This is a genomic window from Tetragenococcus halophilus subsp. halophilus DSM 20339, from assembly GCF_003841405.1.
Lineage (GTDB): Bacteria > Bacillota > Bacilli > Lactobacillales > Enterococcaceae > Tetragenococcus > Tetragenococcus halophilus.
On record NZ_PXYA01000002.1, the window covers coordinates 415,100 to 430,907 of the forward strand.

Consider the following 15,808-nt stretch of genomic DNA (forward strand, 5'->3'; position numbering starts at 1 on the left):
TCCTAACTTTATCGACTTTCGCTTACTTTATTTTTCAACGGTTCAATTGATACGGCACAAACTTTATACTCTGGGATAATCGCAATATCATCATATACAGCATTCGTAATTTCATTAACATTTCCATCTTGAAAATGAAAAGTCATAAATACTGAGTCCTCTCGAACACGGTCTCCCACTTTAGCAAAAGTTTCAATAGAACCTCTTCTTGAAGAAACTTTTACTTTATCTCCATGATTGATACCTAATTGTGTCGCACTTTCAGCGTTGATCTCAATGTAAGATTTATTAGAGATTTCATTAATCCCTGGTGTTCTGCCAGTCATAGAGCGAGTGTTGTAATGATACAACATTCGTCCAGTAGACATGAGATACGGATATTTATTATCTGGCAACTCTTGTGCGGGTTGATAAGGAATTGCTTTAAACAAACCTTTTCCACGCGCAAATTCTCCTACGTGCATAATTGGTGTGCCAGGATCATCCAAGCTCTTACAAGGCCATTGCAATCCATTTTCTTGCTTCAGTCGTTTGTAATTAACACCAGCAAAGTTAGGGACTAAATAAGCAATTTCATCCATTATTTCACTAGGATGCTCATAATGCATAGGATAACCCATTTTACTTGCAATATCGCAAAAGACCTTATAATCTTCGCGAGCCGCACCTGGTGCATCCACTGCTTTACGAATACGTTGGATCCGACGTTCTGTATTCGTGAATGTTCCATCTTTTTCAGCAAAAGCCGCGCCAGGCAAAACAACGTCAGCGTATTTAGCAGTTTCAGTCATAAATAATTCTTGTACAACTAAAAAGTCTAATTTTTTTAATGCGTCTCGTACATGAGAAACATCCGGGTCTGTAACGACTGGATCTTCACCAAATATATAAAGTCCTTTAACATCTCCTTTTGCAGCTGCCGGTAGTACCTGAGTAGAAGTCATGCCGGTATTTGAACTAAGTGGCGTTTGCCAAGCTTTTTTAAATTTTTGCCTAATTTTTTCATTGGCAACTTTTTGGTAACCTGGAAAGTCAAAAGGAGAACATCCCATATCACAGGCCCCTTGCACATTATTTTGTCCACGTAAGGGATTCACTCCGCAACCAGGTCGTCCAAGTTTACCTACTAGCATGGCCATATTAGACATGCTCATTACGCCTTTGGTACCGGTAGAATGCTCGGTAACACCTAAGCAATATATAATTGGAGCTTTTTTAGCATTCGCATATAGTCTTGCGGCGCGAATTAAATCTTCTTCTTCAATTTCACAAATTTTTGCTACAACGTCCGGGGTATAGTCAGCTACAAGTTCTTTAAGCTCTTCATAACCCTCTGTCCGTTCTTGTATAAATTTCTCATCTTCTAACCCTTCGTTAAGGATAACGTTCATAATACCATTTGCAAAAGCGACATTCGTTCCTGCTTTAACTTGTAGGTGTAGCTCACTATTTTTTACTAAATCAATCTTTCTTGGATCCACAACGATTAATTTTGTTCCATTTTGTACTGCTTGACGAATTTGTAAGCCAATCACAGGGTGCGCCTCAGTAGGGTTTGAACCAACTAACATAATTACATCAACATCAGTTGTAATATCTTCGATCGTATTTGTCATTGCACCGCTTCCCAAAGTATTTGCTAGTCCATGAACAGAGGCTGAATGACATACACGCGCGCAATTATCCACATTATTGGAACCCAAAGCAGTACGCACCATTTTTTCAAAAATAAAATTATCTTCATTGGTTGAACGAGAACAAGAAAAACCAGCTAAACTATCCGGACCGTAATTATTTTTTAAATATTTAAACTTCTTACTAACTAATTCAAGCGCCTCATCCCAACTTGCTTCTTCAAATTTTCCTTCTCGTTTGATCAATGGTGTTTGCAATCGGTCACCAGAAGCAACAAATTTATAGGAAGCAAATTTTCCTTTTACACAAAGCATATTTTTATTGGCTGGTCCATTGGCAGGCTCTGCGCCTACAATAACGTTATTTTTTACTAAAAGGTTCACTTGACAACCAGTTCCACAATGAGGACAAGTCGTTTTCACCTTGGAGGTTTCCCATTTTCTGAAATTCACAGAATCTTTTACAGATAATGCACCTGTTGGACAAACTGAGACACAATTCCCACAAGATTCACAATCAGACAGTTTCCAATCTTCACCAAAGCAAGGCAACATCTTTGTATCAAAGCCACGATTAGAAATACTGATCACGTCTCGTCCTTGACGCAGTTGACAAACGCGGGCACAAGCTCGGCACATAATACATTTTTCTGGATCATAAGTGAAAAAGGGATTTGTATCATCAATTTGATTTGGCGCTTGTCGTTTTCCAGCAAAACTCGTATCAGTTAAACCATATTCCATCGAATAATCCTGCAATTTACAATCGCCATTTTGGGCACAGCTAAAACATTCTAATTTATGATTACTCAAAAGTAAATCTAGGACAAAACGTCTAGAATCAGATACCTTTTTGTTATTTGTATGAATAAACATTCCTTCTTGGGCGTGGGCAGTACAAGCAGTAACTAAACCACCCTTACGACCACCTTCTACTTCAACAACGCACATACGGCAAGACCCATCAGGAGCTAATTCTTTCAAATGACACATAGTTGGGATTTCAACCCCAATTTCTTTTGCCGCATTTAATAAAGTTGTACCTTTCGGGACTGTCACTTCTTGATCATCAATTGAAAGTGTTACTGTTGCAGTGGGGGCTGTTGACATCATTACCACATTACCTCCTGTACTTTTTCTGCCTTTGTATCAATTACTTGCTCAAATTCTTCAGGAAAAGCTTGCATAGCACTAAAAATCGCTGTAGAAGCAGATTGCCCTAAACCACAAGCAGATAACTGTGTCACATGGGTTAACATGGCATGGAAACGTTCTATATCGCCAGGCATTCCCATTCCTTGTTGAAATTTTTCTAACATTTCTAAAATACGTAAGGTACCAATTCGACAGGGTGTACATTTCCCACAGGATTCATGGGCAAAAAATGCAGCGACTTGTGTAAGATAATCAATGATACTAACACTGTCATCCATAACTACAATTGCACCGGAACCAACAGACAGGCCCTCATCCCACATCCCATCATAAGAATATATACAATCTTCTAATTGATCAACACTGCCAATAGGCCCAGATTGCCCTCCGAAATGTATAAATTTTAAGGGACGACCTGTACTGCTACCACCACCGTATTCTTCTGAATATAAAATTTCTTGTAAAGGCGTACCAAGATTCACTTCATAAAGCCCTCGATTTTTCACATGTCCGGTTAGACAGATTAATTTCGTTCCCCCACCGTCTTGTGTTCCTAATGATTTGAAAGCTTCTCCACCATATCGCAAAATATATGGCACACATGCATAAGATTCAACATTATTAACCAAAGTTGGTTTTAAATATAATCCCACATCAGCCAAATGTGGTGGTTTCACACGTGGTCGCCCCGTCTTTCCTTCAATTGAATTTAATAATGCCTAATTTTCACCGCAAACATAAGCACCTGCGCCAGAAATAATTCGTATGTCATAATCAAAACCACTAATTCCCAAGATATTTTTTTCTAACAGCTTCATCTGTCGGGCGTTGTTCAGAGCCTCATTTAACCGATCATGAAGATGACGGTATTCACCACGGATATAAATGTATCCTTGTGGTGAATCAAATAAATAACCAGCAATTGTCATACCTTCAATCAAAGCAAGCGGATCAAAATCTAACAATGCTTTATCTTTAAATGTCCCCGGTTCTCCTTCGTCTGCATTACAGACAATATATTTGGGACTACCTTGTGAATAAAACAAATGCCGCCATTTTTTCCCGAGAGGAAAAGCAGCTCCACCCCTACCTCGTAATAAAGCGATTTCTAACTCTTCTAAAATGTTCTCTTTTTCCATCTTCAATGCTTTTTTTAAACCTTCATAACCAGATAAAGCACAATAATTTTGTACGTCTGTTGGATCATTCATTTTTTCAAAACGTGTTGTTAAAACTTTTTTACTTGTCATTTTTTAATTCCCTCGCTATATAAATCCGGGTACTTACCAGCTTTTAGATCTATAATTAACGTTTGCAGTTTTGGTATCGACAGATTAGCAAATACACGATCCTTAATTTTGATCATAGGATCCTGTGCACAAGCGCCAAAACAAGGTATACCATGATACATAAACAGACCATCATCTGTTGTCTCGTTTTCTTCGGTACCTAATATTTCTTTCAAGGCATTGCGAATAAAGGTTCCACCTGAAAATTGACAAGGTGCACTATTACAAATTTTGATAACATACCTTGCTTGCGGTATTTCTTTTAAAATAGAATAAAAAGTGATCATTTCATATATGCGCGTTTCAGTGATTTTTAATTCCTCTGCTACAAAACGTGCTGTCTGTTGATCAATATAACCATCTGTTGATTCAAATTGCATATCAACTAGCATATTTAATATTTGCTCTGGGTTTTTATTATAATAATCAATAATTTCCATTTTTCTATCTACGGACAATACTGTCATTTTTATCAACCTCTTTTAAAGTTTTTGAGGAACTTTTATTTCCCAAAAACTTCCATTTATTGTATTTTTTATTCCTATCTCTTTGGTCTTCATTGACGAATCAAAAATTTCATCAGAAAATTCATAAACAGCTTGCGCTGTGGGCTTTACTCTCTTTTTTTGATTATCCATCATAATAAATAATCCTGGCCTTATGTATTTTCGTAAAGAATTAGACTCACAAACAATCATTGCATCGGCTGGTATTTGTTTTAAAAAATCCAAAAAGCCTGCTTGCAAATGATCTTCAAAGGCTTTTAATAAATAAACTTTTTCAGCTCCAGCCTTTAACAATTGCATCGTATCTTTTTTTCCCTGTGTATGTTGTTCTTTTACGAGTTCATAACCAGAGGAAATACTTGTACATATACCACAACCAACGGCACCTCTTTGACATACGCCTCGTTTTCCACTAATAGTAATAATTTTTAAGGCAACAATTGTATGCGTCTTTTTTTCATTTTCAATGATTTGTTTTGCAATCGTTGTTTTTCCACTATTTCTTCCAGTTGACCCGATTTGTAACAAATTCGGCACATAAAAACTATCACTCACTTAAATCACCCGTTCTTCTGTTGTTTCTTGTATAGTTTCAGCTACTTCCGACGCCTCTTTAGGGTCATGGTTAGTTAAATAAATAGGAACGGCTAAAAATAAAGCGCCACCAATTTCATTGCCTATAAATACAAAGAAAATATTTTTGAGCATATCAATAAGTGATATATCTGCTCCAGCAAAAAAGGCAGCAGGTAAAATAAATGCATTCGCTACAACGTGTTGAAAGCCACAGACGATAAAGATCATTATGGGAAACCATAATCCAAAAATTTTTCCAACAAAGTCTTTGCTCATAGCTCCTAGCCATACAGCCATGCAAACAAATATATTACATCCCACTCCTGAGACAATCATAACAAGAGGGCTGTCCGCCGTTTTTGCCAAGGCGACTTGCAAAGTCTTTGTTGCAAAATCACCTTCAGTTAGACCCACAATATGACCGAAAAAGTAGGCAACTAATACACCACCGACGATATTTGCTAGTAAAACCAACAACCAATTTTTAAGGACATTTAAGACAGATACTTTTTTTTCTAAAAGACCAAACGTCATTGTCATGCCATTTCCTGTTACCAATTCACCACCTACAAAGGTAATAGCAATTAAACCAATGGGAAACAACATCGCGCCTAGTAAGGTAGAAAAACTTCCCCATTCTTCTGGCGTTGTTCCTGAAACACGGATGAAAGCTAAGTAACCAAGAGCAATAAAACCACCTGCCATAATACCTAATAAGAATAATTTCACAAATGCTAACTGACTTTTAGTTTTGGCTTTTTTAGCAAAAGCAGTCATTGTTTCTTCAATCGAATAACTATTCATATACCTATCCCTTTCTCAGTCATTTTGTCTCCAATAAATTAGCTCTTCAGGATAATTGATATTTACAATATCAATGTTTTTCTTTTTGACTTTTTTTACATCTAAGCAATCAAAAGCCGTTCTTATCTTTCCATTGTCCGTCGCTAATTGTTTTTCGAATTGTGACAAACAGCTACGATGATAAAAAGCAAACAAAGTCTCCAGTTTCTCGCTCGAAAATAATATCACTTGTTCATCTTCAACAGACTCAAGTAAGCATCTGATTTTTGTCACAGTGATACTAGGGATATCACAAGCAACTAAAAATAAATAGGGCGTGTCAATATGTCTTAATGCAGTGACTAGGGCTCCCAAGGGACCTTTTTGCATAAATTCATCTTCTAAAAATACATGGTTAGCAAGCAATTGAGCGGGAAACTTTCGCTTATGATCAGTTACTAACAAGACATTAGGGAAAATCTTTTTTAAAGACATCGCCGTTTCTTCCAACACGTAATGCCCCTTAAAATGAATAAGTGCTTTATCAAACCCCATTCTTTGGCTTTTTCCACCGCACAATATCACTCCTGTGACGTCTTTTGAATTCATCACACACCACCTATAAAACGCTTTCATTAAAATGTTCGACTATGATAAAAAAACTAACCAAAAACCGCTATGCTAAATTTTATTTTTTCTTGCAAAAAAATTTTGTTTATTTAATTATAAAACTTATAAAAGAATAGTCAAGTAAAATCGTGCATTTTTAACACTATAACTTAATCAAAGTTAGGTTAGGCTTTTTGTCCCAGCCTCGGTTTCCTTTATTTACGCCTGTGTCTTTCTTTTAAACATATGGTGATTACTACTGAAAACGCCCCTTATATTCCGTTTGATTGAAAGTCATGATTCGTTATATATTTCAATAATAATTTTTCAGCACAACTATCGCTTCTTTTTTTCTTTAGATAAATTTCTTTTAACACGAAATAACTCACCGGTAGTAAAAAATATGGTGAAATAAAAATTCGTTTTGAAGTCAACCAGTGTTCCAGTAAAAAAGTAATTAACTAAAACTTGAAAGTTCAAAAATACAGTTCATCCCTTGATAAATAAACGTTTTTTGATACAAAAATAGCATGAACCACTCAAATCCTGGTATAATAGAATCAACGAAAAACCACTAACCAAGGAGTGTTCATGCCATGTCAATTATAACACAAACAACGCCAAACTCAGAAAAAATTTCTACCTCTGTGTCTGATTTTTTTCATCAGTTCCATGTAGCTTCTGCGTTGAAAAAATCAAACGCAGTCCATAAAAGGGGTTTTTCGGTTCCTGTTATTTTTTCTTTTTTATTGGCCTCGATCTTTACCAACGGTTCTACCTATCGGTTTTACCAAAAGCAGAAGGAACAATTGTCTTTTTCGGATAAGACCTTTCGCAATGTCTTGAATGATCCGCACATTCATTGGCAAAAATTACTGATCTTAGTGGCTAAATCCGTCATTACTTTCCTACGTCCATTGACGGGTGATGCCCGAAAAACCACATTTATCGTGGACGACTCCATGTATACCCGCTCGAATGCGAAAAAAGTGGAATGTGCCGCTTTACAATACGACCATGCCAAGAAAAAATATTTCAAAGGATTTCGTTATTTACAATTAGGCTGGAGTGATGGCAACAGCTTTGTCCCCGTCGCTTTTTCCTTGCTCTCCGGGAAAAGAAAGCTCCAATCTGATCTTGATATCGGGGACCAACGCACGAATAGGGGGAAACGTAAAGCTCAAGCGCTTCGTAAAGGCACAGAAGTGACACTGGAACTGCTTCGATCGGCTTTGAACCAAGGGATCCATGCGGATTATGTCTTATTCGATACTTGGTTTTCCAGTCCCAAAATGTTCCAACAGATCCGTGACCTGAAATGCCACTGCGTAGCGATGGTCAAACGTAGTCAAAAGATCTACTACCGTTATCAAGGCCAAAAGATGGATGTCAAAGAAATCTTCAAACGAAATAAAAAGCGCCGCGGTCGTTCTCGCTATCTTTTGAGTGTCCAAGTAGAAGCTGTCGTAGAAGGGAAAATCCTTCCCATTAAGTTGGTATATATTCGCAATCGCAATAAACGAAACGACTATTTGGTCTTAGCTTCGACCGATATCGATCTGACCGAAGACGAGATCATTCAGCTCTATGCTAGACGCTGGTCGGTGGAAGTCTACTTCAAGATGTGCAAACAATACTTAAAATTAGCCAAGTACCAAGGGATTTCTTATGACGGGATCTTTGCGCATACGACACTGGTAGCTATCGGTTATATGATCCTAGCGGTGCAAGAACGTGAAAGTAAAGACGACCGAACGCTTGGCGAGTTATTTTATCTTCTCATTGATGAGCTTTCTGAGCTTTCTGTATCGGAAGCCATTCTGCAATTACTCGTTTTATTCCAAGAAGCTTTTGCGGATGAATATGTTTTGGATGAAGCCGTATTAAATAACATTATCGAACAGTTCCTTGAAAAACTACCTTCCTCTATACAAAAACAGCTCAAGCAAGCAGGTTGAAGTTAATTTTGTGCATGAGATCCTTGGTATACCAAGGGATACGTATCGAAAAGTAGGTTTCAAGTTTTAGTTACTAATATAAGACATAAGTCTATAAGTATTGAAATCGTTTTGCTAAACATTCTCCCCAAAAACTTCTGAATATTTGCGTTACTTTCAGTTCTTCATAAAGCTCCCTATGTAATCCCTTTTCGAAAGTTTCTCCTTCATATGCTGTTCCGTTCAGTATTTTCGACTCGTTGAGCAATTAATACTTTACTATCTTCTATTATTATTCCAGTTACAACAGTTGTTATTTTTGCAGCAAAATATTCTTTTCATGCAATTCGGACAAATAACTATAGCATTTTCTACGGTGTCTTTCCCGCCCCCCCTCTCTCGAAAAAGGTATTAAATTTTTTCTTATAAAAAGGGGTGTTGATGACAATTTTCACAAACGCTATTTGCTCATTCTAAAACTTCTACAATTACATCTGTATTGCGATCACACTGACTGGTTTCTTATTTGCTTGTTTTAAGAGCTCTTTTCTATTTTGATTTGAATTATTTTTGGATTTACCAACTTGTTTAAAGACCTCATTTTCATCCTCAGTCATGCCTTGATCTGTTTCTAAAAAGTTATTTTCTCTAAAATAAACCATTGGCTTTCATTCCATTTATTTTTACCTTCATTACAACCGTTTTAAAGATTAAATTCTTTACGTAATAATTTTTCTAAATATCTTGAAGCAGTTATTTCTTCTTCTTCTGCTTTTTTCGTTAGTTCTTCTGCAACTCTTTTCTTTAATGTATAAGATTTTGAAATTCTTGGTTCACGATCTCTTGAAATATTTTTTTTAGGTAAACTTTCTTTTATACTCTCTGCTTTATCTTCAAATGCCATACTCTCTCTCCTTTTTAAGTTATATTACACAATGGCATACCATAATATGCTATTTCATGATATGATATGTCATGATTTTCTTAGCGTAGTAAAAATTTGATTGATTTCCTTGAAAAAATGCTTATGTTTAGATAACGTTTCTTGATCTTTCTTCATAGTACTTAAAGGGGTGTGATCTAATGTCGACTTATTAAATAGCTCTTTTTCAGGAATAAAAGCTAACGTTCTTGGATCTTTTTTCATTGCTTTAATAAACTCACGTGAAGATTTTGTATTATGTTTAATTCTATTACCAAGAAATTTTAGTTCAGCTGTTACAAAGCTTTCTCTAGTATCAACCCGAATAACTTCTTTTTTTAGTTGTCGCAATCTTAATTCTAGATTATTCTTTGAAGTAAATCCGTATTCACTAGGCTCAACTGGGCTAAATACATAGTCTGCAATGGCAATCATATTTTGTGTAATGGTTGAAAAATCGGGGTGACAATCAATTAAAACATAATCAAACTGTTTATAGTATTCGTAATGATCTGCTAACCACATGTACATTATAAGTTCTTTATTAGGTTTCGTTTGAATATCGTTATTAACAATATCTAAACTCATTGATGCTGGTAATAAAGACAAATTATTGTGTATCTCTATGAGTTCAACATTTTTGGCATCATTAGTAAAGATATTTGCAATTGTCCCATGATCTCGATAAACATCGTATGTCTGCGTTAAACTACACTGGTGGTCACTATCAATTAGTAGAACATTATACCCTTTGTCAGATAGCCATTCCCCATAGTTAAAAGTTAGGGTTGTTTTCCTACACCGCCTTTGGTAGCAGAAAAAGTAATAATTTCCATTGTATTCCTCCTTTCAAGCATATTGTATTATAGCATATCATAATATGAAATGATACAATATGCTTTTATATAAAAATACCTTTTCTCGTTTATTTAGCTTCGATTAAAGGCACTATACTATCTTATGCCATCGTATGCTATATCATTTTATTGCTAAATATAACATAATATGCCGTGCTATATTGTGTTATTATACTGATATTTTTTTAAATCGTCTTTGTTGCGTTTTTACACTAATGCCTGTTTTTCGTTCAATCATTTTATAGGTCATTCCTTTTTGTCTTAATTCGTAAGCCAATCGAATTTGTTCGTCAGAATAAGTTTTTGGACGTCCTTCTTTAAAATGAGGATCGTGCTGTTTTGCGTACTTTTTTCCCTCTTGAGTGCGTGAAACAATCATATCCCGCTCGAATTGCGCAAAAGCACTAAAAATAGTGAAAATTAGTTGCCCTGTGGGCGTATTATCAATGATCCCCATATTTAAAATATGAATTTTGACGTTTCGTTCAAAAAGCATTTGTATAATTTCTAAAGCTTCTCGAGTATTTCTAGCAAAACGGTCTAATTTTGTCACGATAAGCATATCATTTTCATTGAACGTCTGAAGAAGTTCATTAAAAACTGGACGTTGCGTCGTCGTCCCCGTGAATTTTTCTCGATAAATTTTTTCTGCACCAGCTTTTTGCAATTCATCTGTTTGATTTTCTAACTTTTGATCTTGTGTGCTTACCCTTGCATAACCAATTTTCATTTCTAAATCTCCTTAACTTTTAATCCTAAGTTATGACTTATTATAATTGCTGTCATTATAGCATATAAAAATAAAGGTCACAACTTAAAAGATGTGACGTCTTACTCATATTTTTCATTTCCCTTATCTTTACTGATCTACTTTCAATATTTCAACTATACAGTGGCAATGAACATTCACTCTATAATTACACTGATTTTATGAATATCGTTATTTGGGATAGTTTTAGTTTAGTCTTACCGGCAATGATTGTTATCTTTAGTAACTATTTAATTAATGTTGAGCATATATCTGGAGCACTAAAGAATAACATTACTTGCGCTGTTCCTGTTAATAAATTGTATGTTAGCAAATTAGCTGTCTTATGCTTAATCAATTTGGCGTTTGCAGCTTTAAACGCGCTCTTAACATACTTGATCTTCCTTTTCTTACCCCATAAAAGTGAACCCGTGTACCATTCTTTGAGCGCAATGATTCAGTTAACTGGTATTAGCTTAGGGGTTTTTATCGCTGTCTTACCAATCTTGATTTTGTTTATTCGGCAATCCTCATCTTATCTCAACGTGGTTATCGCCTTTGTTTATGGCTTTGTTGGCGTCTTTATAGCTGGGCAAAATCTGCAAGACTATTATCCAATTACTGCTTTCTTGAAAATTGTTAATTATAATAACGGTTCGTTAACCTATCACGGAAACACGAGTTACATAACGGTGTTGATAGTCCTGTTGTTTTCGTTAGTAGCTTGGCTATTTATGGCTCAAAAATTAAAGAAATCTGATTATGCATAACATTGTTCTATCCCCATTTACCTGTATAATAGATTAAGCAAGAAGTTTTAAGGGCGGTGGCTGTCTTTTCCCTTGCGAGGTGAGGTCTATGGGAACATGGAATAATCTTCAGGAAGGTTTCACAGTCAATGAGCGTCTTCCAGACACTCTCGTTGATGTTACTGTTTGGCACGTTTTTAATCGCGCTTCTCAGCTATATCGACAAGCACCACAAATAAAAAAGCCGCCCCGATCATAACTTTGGCGAGTTACGGGACGACAGTATCGTTTAGTTAACTAATGCCACCGCCTTTGAAGCGGCTTGCGTAGGAAGTCTTGTTAGCGCAAGGCTTCCTTTTTCATATCCACATTATAGCATGACTTTAATTAACTTTCGACTATTTTAAAGCAAATTTCTGGCAGCCCGTAGCGTGACCGTGCACCGGTAGCAAACTCTCGCGGTACGATCTTCTATGTAGAATATCTTTAAACGCTCATATTTGCATTTTAAGCGCTTTTTGGTTTGACACGGGAATTTAATCCCACTCTTAATTTTCAAGCCAACTGGCCCTACCTTATGTGCCTCTGATTTCTAATCGATTGATAATTATCATCTAATTTTGACAACGCTATTGAACTTTTGGTAGCTGTCCGCAGTTCATGCAGACAAGTAAGGCCACTAGGGTATACCCTAGTGGCCTAATATACTTACTAATAATTACAGTTTATACTTTTTGTTAAGACATCCAAGTACAACGAGCAACAACAAAAGGTTACGACGCTGGTAAAAAAATCTCGGGGATTAAGCGCCACCTGGCAGTTGATATCAATGGTTTTCCGCAGGCCATTCACATGACGCGAGCGAACGTCTCTGATCGAGACGGGGCCAGTGCAATGATCGCTTTACATGCCATGCATTTACGCCAGGTTCAAAATGTCTTAGTCGATGGTGGTTATTCAGGCGTTAATTTTCAGCTCGATGTGGCAAGTAATTTAAACGCAACCGTGCAGGTTGCGAAGCGTAGTGAGTTGCATCGATTCGAAGTCATGCCCCAACGTTGGGTAGTTGAACGTTCCTTTAGTTGGTTAGAGAATTGTCGGCGACTTTGGAAAAGTTGTGAGCGTCAATTAACCACCAGTCTGCAAATGGTTGTTTTGACGTTTTTAGCACTGTTACTCAAGAGATTTTAGACAGCCTCTTAGGAAAACACATCTTGAAATAATACGGATTACTGGTAGAATTATATCTGTACTATATAATGTCACGGCGATATTGGTGAAGCTTGGTTAACACAGCGGTTTGTGGATCCGTCACGCGCGGGTTCGAATCCCGCATATCGCCCTTTTGAAGCTTTGGAGGAGAGCTACTCCAAAGCTTTTTATTAAGTCTTTAGACCGGGTTGAGCTCGCGTAGCGTGCGAAAATCGAGTAGGTGACTAGCCATTAATTGGCTAGTCGACCTCTCACACCACCGTACGTACGGTTCCGTATACGGCGGTTCAATATCTTGCGTAAGCAGACTCTACCAAGGCGCTTAGTGAAACTAAGCCCCATCGGTGGAGTCTTTCGTTTGTAAGTGTCCGATGAACTTCAGACGTTTTGGACAGTCGCCAATATTTCTTTCTAGAGGATCCGATTTTCTTGGCGCCGTTTAAATCTAAACCATAAGACAATAACTTCGTTATTTTCGTTTTGGGAACTTTCCAACGTTTGAGGATCAGCTGCCTGATGCGGTGATGTAACCATGGTTCAATTTCCTTTTGAATAAAACCTCGAATAAATCCCAATCCGAAATAGCCTATCCAGCCACGCGTGACTTGATTGATTTCCTCTATGATCGTTCGAAAATCACCCGCACGCTTACGGCTTGTTCGACGTTTCAATTCGGCTTTGAATTTCTTCTTGGCTTCTTTGGTAGGGATAAAACGACAGGTGCCATTGACTTTCATTATCAGACAGCTCAAGAATTTTAAACGCGTTGGTGCCCCACTTGACTCTTGTCTTGATTAACAATGAGTTTAAGATCTTTTTCAATGAAACGGGTCACACTTTTTAACACTCGTTCGCCCGCACGTTTTGACTTGACATAGATGACGAAGTCATCGGCATAACGAACAAATTGGTGTCCTCTTTTCTCAAGTTCTTTATCCAGTTCATGTAAGTAAATATTACAGAGAAGAGGCGATAAGACCGCCCCTTGAGGTGCACCCGACTTTCTTTCTACGTATTCGCTAGACAGGTTAATCACACCACTCGTCAAGAACTTACGAATAACCTTGAGAATTGCCTTATCTTGAATAAACTGCTCTAAGTGATACATGAGCTTGTCATGATTTAGTGTGTCAAAGCATTGTTTCAAGTCACAATCGACCACCACTTTATAGCCTTCCTCATAATAAGCGACACATTGCTTCAAAGCAGTGTGTGTTCCCTTATTCGGGCGAAATCCGTGGCTTTGTGGAAGAAAGTATGGGTCAATGATGGGCTCAATGACTTGTCGAATCGCTTGTTGAACTACGCGATCACGCGCACATGGGATTCCCAATTGGCGTTTTTCACCATTGGGTTTCGGTATTTCGACTTGTTTGACCGGTTGTGGCTGGTAGGTCCCTTGAAGCAATTTCTGCCTTAGTGGCGCATACAACTTCTCAATGTGGTCTTCTACTTCATCCACAGCCATACCATCGACACCAGCGGCTCCTTTATTACGTCGGACCCTTGTTGCGGCTGTCTTAAGATTTTCTTTTCTTACAACGGACTTCATCAAAGATGAAGACTTACGATACATTTCTTTCATTTCTCCTAGAGGATAACTCGACACATCTACATACGCTTTCAGGTTCCACCTTATCCCTCTGTAGATTGCCAACCTTATGGTTGTTTTCTGTCTTCTTTGCTTCCTCTAACCTCCAATCTATACTTTGTATGAATATTGTTCGGTCCTTCGGTACATTTTCCCTACTATGACCTCAGCTGACTTCTATCTATTCGTTATTACTACGACAGCTGTCGCTAGATAGATATCCTCGGGTAAGGAGTGATAACCTTCCACTCATGCCGCTGCCTCATTTACTGTATGGGGTTCGGGCAGTATTGGACTTTGCTTTGTTTGGCAAGCTCATCCGTCCCAATCCAGCCTTCCTATGAGGTTTCTGTTCGTCAGCGCGAGTGTTTGCCTCCAGCTTCCTTCAGATTCCACTTCGCAGTGGACACCCTTGCTTTTGGCTAACAGTTCCTACTGCCAAGCCTGTAGTGGACTTTCACCACCAAGTTATCGCCCATGCCGAGCGCACCAAAAAACCACCCGCTATGCGGGTGGAAAGGAAAAAGTTATACTAAAAAATCTCTTCACTAGCGTTACAATGTAGTTGTTCAGGCTACATGGTAATGAAAGGAAGAGATTCAGTTGGCTAACAAAGCAAATAGTTTAGCCCATACAAAATGGTTATGCAAATACCATATTGTATTCACCCCCAAGTATAGAAGAAAAATTGTTTATAATCAATACAGAGCAAGTCTACAAGAGATTATCAAAAGATTGTGCAGTTATAAAGGTGTAGAAATCCTAGAAGGACATATGATGCCCGATCATGTTCACTTGCTCGTAAGTATACCACCGAAGATAAGTATTTCTAGCTTTATGGGGTATTTAAAAGGAAAAAGCGCCATGATGATGTTTGATAAACATGCCAATTTGAAGTACAAATTTGGGAATCGTCATTTTTGGGCAGAAGGTTATTATGTGAGCACAGTGGGTCTTAATGAGGCAACCATCAAGAAATATATTCAAGAGCAAGAAAAACATGATATGGCCTTAGATAAACTAAGTGTTCGAGAATATGCAGACCCTTTTAAGGGTTAGAGAGTGATAAAAACACCTCTTGAGAGGTAGCAAAAGCGACAAAACCAGTGTGGCTTGAACAAAGTGAAAGCCAGCGCCTTGAGACGCTGGCTAGTATTGGGGGCTTATAGCCCCAGAGCAAACCACCCTTTTGAAGGGTGGTTATGATGTGCATACGAAAAGGGGGCCAACCGGAATGCTG

General features: G+C 37.6%; 13 protein-coding genes, 1 tRNA gene and 4 pseudogenes. 6 read left to right on the forward strand and 12 right to left on the reverse strand.

Annotation, left to right across the window (positions count from 1 at the left end):
• Window positions 1–8: 8 nt before the first annotated feature.
• The 6 genes and pseudogenes from fdhF to mobA all read right to left on the reverse strand — a co-directional run bounded on the left by fdhF (window position 9) and on the right by mobA (window position 6,552).
• Window positions 9–2,744, reverse strand: a complete 2,736-nt coding sequence (gene fdhF, locus C7K42_RS07675; RefSeq protein ID WP_371873165.1) for a formate dehydrogenase subunit alpha — start codon at window positions 2,742–2,744, stop codon at window positions 9–11.
• A gap of 2 nt (window positions 2,745–2,746) precedes the next feature.
• A pseudogene (locus C7K42_RS13395) lies at window positions 2,747–4,039 on the reverse strand (complex I 51 kDa subunit family protein).
• Window positions 4,036–4,545: an NADH-quinone oxidoreductase subunit NuoE family protein gene (locus C7K42_RS07685; RefSeq protein WP_061840647.1), complete on the reverse strand. Its 510-nt coding sequence runs from the start codon at window positions 4,543–4,545 to the stop codon at window positions 4,036–4,038. Before C7K42_RS07685 ends, C7K42_RS13395 begins: the two are co-directional and overlap by 4 nt.
• A 15-nt stretch (window positions 4,546–4,560) precedes the next feature.
• On the reverse strand, window positions 4,561–5,139 hold the full coding sequence (locus C7K42_RS07690) for a hypothetical protein (protein WP_061840646.1): 579 nt from the start codon (window positions 5,137–5,139) through the stop codon (window positions 4,561–4,563).
• Window positions 5,140–5,964: a formate/nitrite transporter family protein gene (locus C7K42_RS07695; RefSeq protein ID WP_061840645.1), complete on the reverse strand. Its 825-nt coding sequence runs from the start codon at window positions 5,962–5,964 to the stop codon at window positions 5,140–5,142. It abuts the gene before it with no gap.
• 15 nt (window positions 5,965–5,979) lie between these two features.
• Window positions 5,980–6,552, reverse strand: coding sequence for a molybdenum cofactor guanylyltransferase (gene mobA / locus C7K42_RS07700; RefSeq protein ID WP_061840644.1), 573 nt, complete (start codon window positions 6,550–6,552; stop codon window positions 5,980–5,982).
• 596 nt (window positions 6,553–7,148) lie between these two features.
• Here mobA and C7K42_RS07705 point away from each other — a divergent pair.
• Window positions 7,149–8,510 (forward strand): IS4-like element ISTeha4 family transposase, encoded by a 1,362-nt coding sequence (locus C7K42_RS07705; RefSeq protein WP_123985536.1) that lies wholly within the window; start codon window positions 7,149–7,151, stop codon window positions 8,508–8,510.
• A gap of 467 nt (window positions 8,511–8,977) precedes the next feature.
• Here C7K42_RS07705 and C7K42_RS12895 read toward each other — a convergent pair whose 3' ends face one another.
• From C7K42_RS12895 to C7K42_RS07720, 4 genes and pseudogenes are all read right to left on the reverse strand, one after another.
• Window positions 8,978–9,151: a hypothetical protein gene (locus C7K42_RS12895; RefSeq protein ID WP_159459077.1), complete on the reverse strand. Its 174-nt coding sequence runs from the start codon at window positions 9,149–9,151 to the stop codon at window positions 8,978–8,980.
• A 41-nt stretch (window positions 9,152–9,192) separates the two neighbouring features.
• On the reverse strand, window positions 9,193–9,393 hold the full coding sequence (locus C7K42_RS07710) for a hypothetical protein (RefSeq protein ID WP_061841451.1): 201 nt from the start codon (window positions 9,391–9,393) through the stop codon (window positions 9,193–9,195).
• Between the two features lie 69 nt (window positions 9,394–9,462).
• Window positions 9,463–10,247, reverse strand: a pseudogene (locus C7K42_RS07715) (ParA family protein).
• Window positions 10,248–10,437: 190 nt separating this feature from the next.
• A complete protein-coding gene (locus C7K42_RS07720) occupies window positions 10,438–10,998 on the reverse strand; it encodes a recombinase family protein (RefSeq protein ID WP_061841452.1) in 561 nt (186 codons plus the stop codon).
• A 95-nt stretch (window positions 10,999–11,093) separates the two neighbouring features.
• On the opposite strand from C7K42_RS07720, the pseudogene C7K42_RS07725 reads away from it, so the two are divergent.
• The 4 genes and pseudogenes from C7K42_RS07725 to C7K42_RS07740 form a co-directional block, all read left to right on the forward strand.
• Window positions 11,094–11,786: pseudogene (locus C7K42_RS07725) on the forward strand (ABC transporter permease); the annotation flags it as partial.
• Window positions 11,787–11,941: 155 nt separating this feature from the next.
• The gene (locus C7K42_RS07730) at window positions 11,942–12,004 is read left to right on the forward strand and encodes a putative holin-like toxin (protein ID WP_222843308.1); all 63 of its coding nucleotides are present in this window, start codon (window positions 11,942–11,944) and stop codon (window positions 12,002–12,004) included.
• Between the two features lie 520 nt (window positions 12,005–12,524).
• Window positions 12,525–12,956 (forward strand): annotated as a pseudogene (locus C7K42_RS07735) (IS5 family transposase); the annotation flags it as partial.
• Between the two features lie 76 nt (window positions 12,957–13,032).
• Window positions 13,033–13,107: transfer RNA gene (locus tag C7K42_RS07740), tRNA-His, on the forward strand.
• 157 nt (window positions 13,108–13,264) lie between these two features.
• Here C7K42_RS07740 and C7K42_RS13160 read toward each other — a convergent pair.
• Window positions 13,265–13,714 (reverse strand): group II intron maturase-specific domain-containing protein, encoded by a 450-nt coding sequence (locus C7K42_RS13160; RefSeq protein WP_249038026.1) that lies wholly within the window; start codon window positions 13,712–13,714, stop codon window positions 13,265–13,267.
• Window positions 13,715–13,734: 20 nt separating this feature from the next.
• Window positions 13,735–14,562 (reverse strand): group II intron reverse transcriptase/maturase, encoded by an 828-nt coding sequence (gene ltrA / locus C7K42_RS13165; protein ID WP_249038027.1) that lies wholly within the window; start codon window positions 14,560–14,562, stop codon window positions 13,735–13,737.
• A gap of 609 nt (window positions 14,563–15,171) precedes the next feature.
• Here ltrA and tnpA point away from each other — a divergent pair.
• Entirely contained in the window at window positions 15,172–15,627 is a 456-nt protein-coding gene (gene tnpA, locus C7K42_RS07755; protein ID WP_014124664.1) for an IS200/IS605 family transposase, read from the forward strand.
• Window positions 15,628–15,808 lie beyond the last annotated feature (181 nt).

Coding starts and splice junctions, on each gene's coding strand:
- C7K42_RS07720 (WP_061841452.1), bottom strand. CDS start 10,998: ATGAAAATTGGTTATGCAAGGGTAAGCACACAAGATCAAAAGTTAGAA.
- ltrA (WP_249038027.1), bottom strand. CDS start 14,562: ATGAAAGAAATGTATCGTAAGTCTTCATCTTTGATGAAGTCCGTTGTA.
- C7K42_RS07685 (WP_061840647.1), bottom strand. CDS start 4,545: ATGACAGTATTGTCCGTAGATAGAAAAATGGAAATTATTGATTATTAT.
- C7K42_RS12895 (WP_159459077.1), bottom strand. CDS start 9,151: ATGGTTTATTTTAGAGAAAATAACTTTTTAGAAACAGATCAAGGCATG.
- C7K42_RS07710 (WP_061841451.1), bottom strand. CDS start 9,393: ATGGCATTTGAAGATAAAGCAGAGAGTATAAAAGAAAGTTTACCTAAA.
- mobA (WP_061840644.1), bottom strand. CDS start 6,552: ATGAATTCAAAAGACGTCACAGGAGTGATATTGTGCGGTGGAAAAAGC.
- C7K42_RS07705 (WP_123985536.1), top strand. CDS start 7,149: ATGTCAATTATAACACAAACAACGCCAAACTCAGAAAAAATTTCTACC.
- C7K42_RS13160 (WP_249038026.1), bottom strand. CDS start 13,714: ATGAAAGTCAATGGCACCTGTCGTTTTATCCCTACCAAAGAAGCCAAG.
- C7K42_RS07695 (WP_061840645.1), bottom strand. CDS start 5,964: ATGAATAGTTATTCGATTGAAGAAACAATGACTGCTTTTGCTAAAAAA.
- fdhF (WP_371873165.1), bottom strand. CDS start 2,744: ATGTCAACAGCCCCCACTGCAACAGTAACACTTTCAATTGATGATCAA.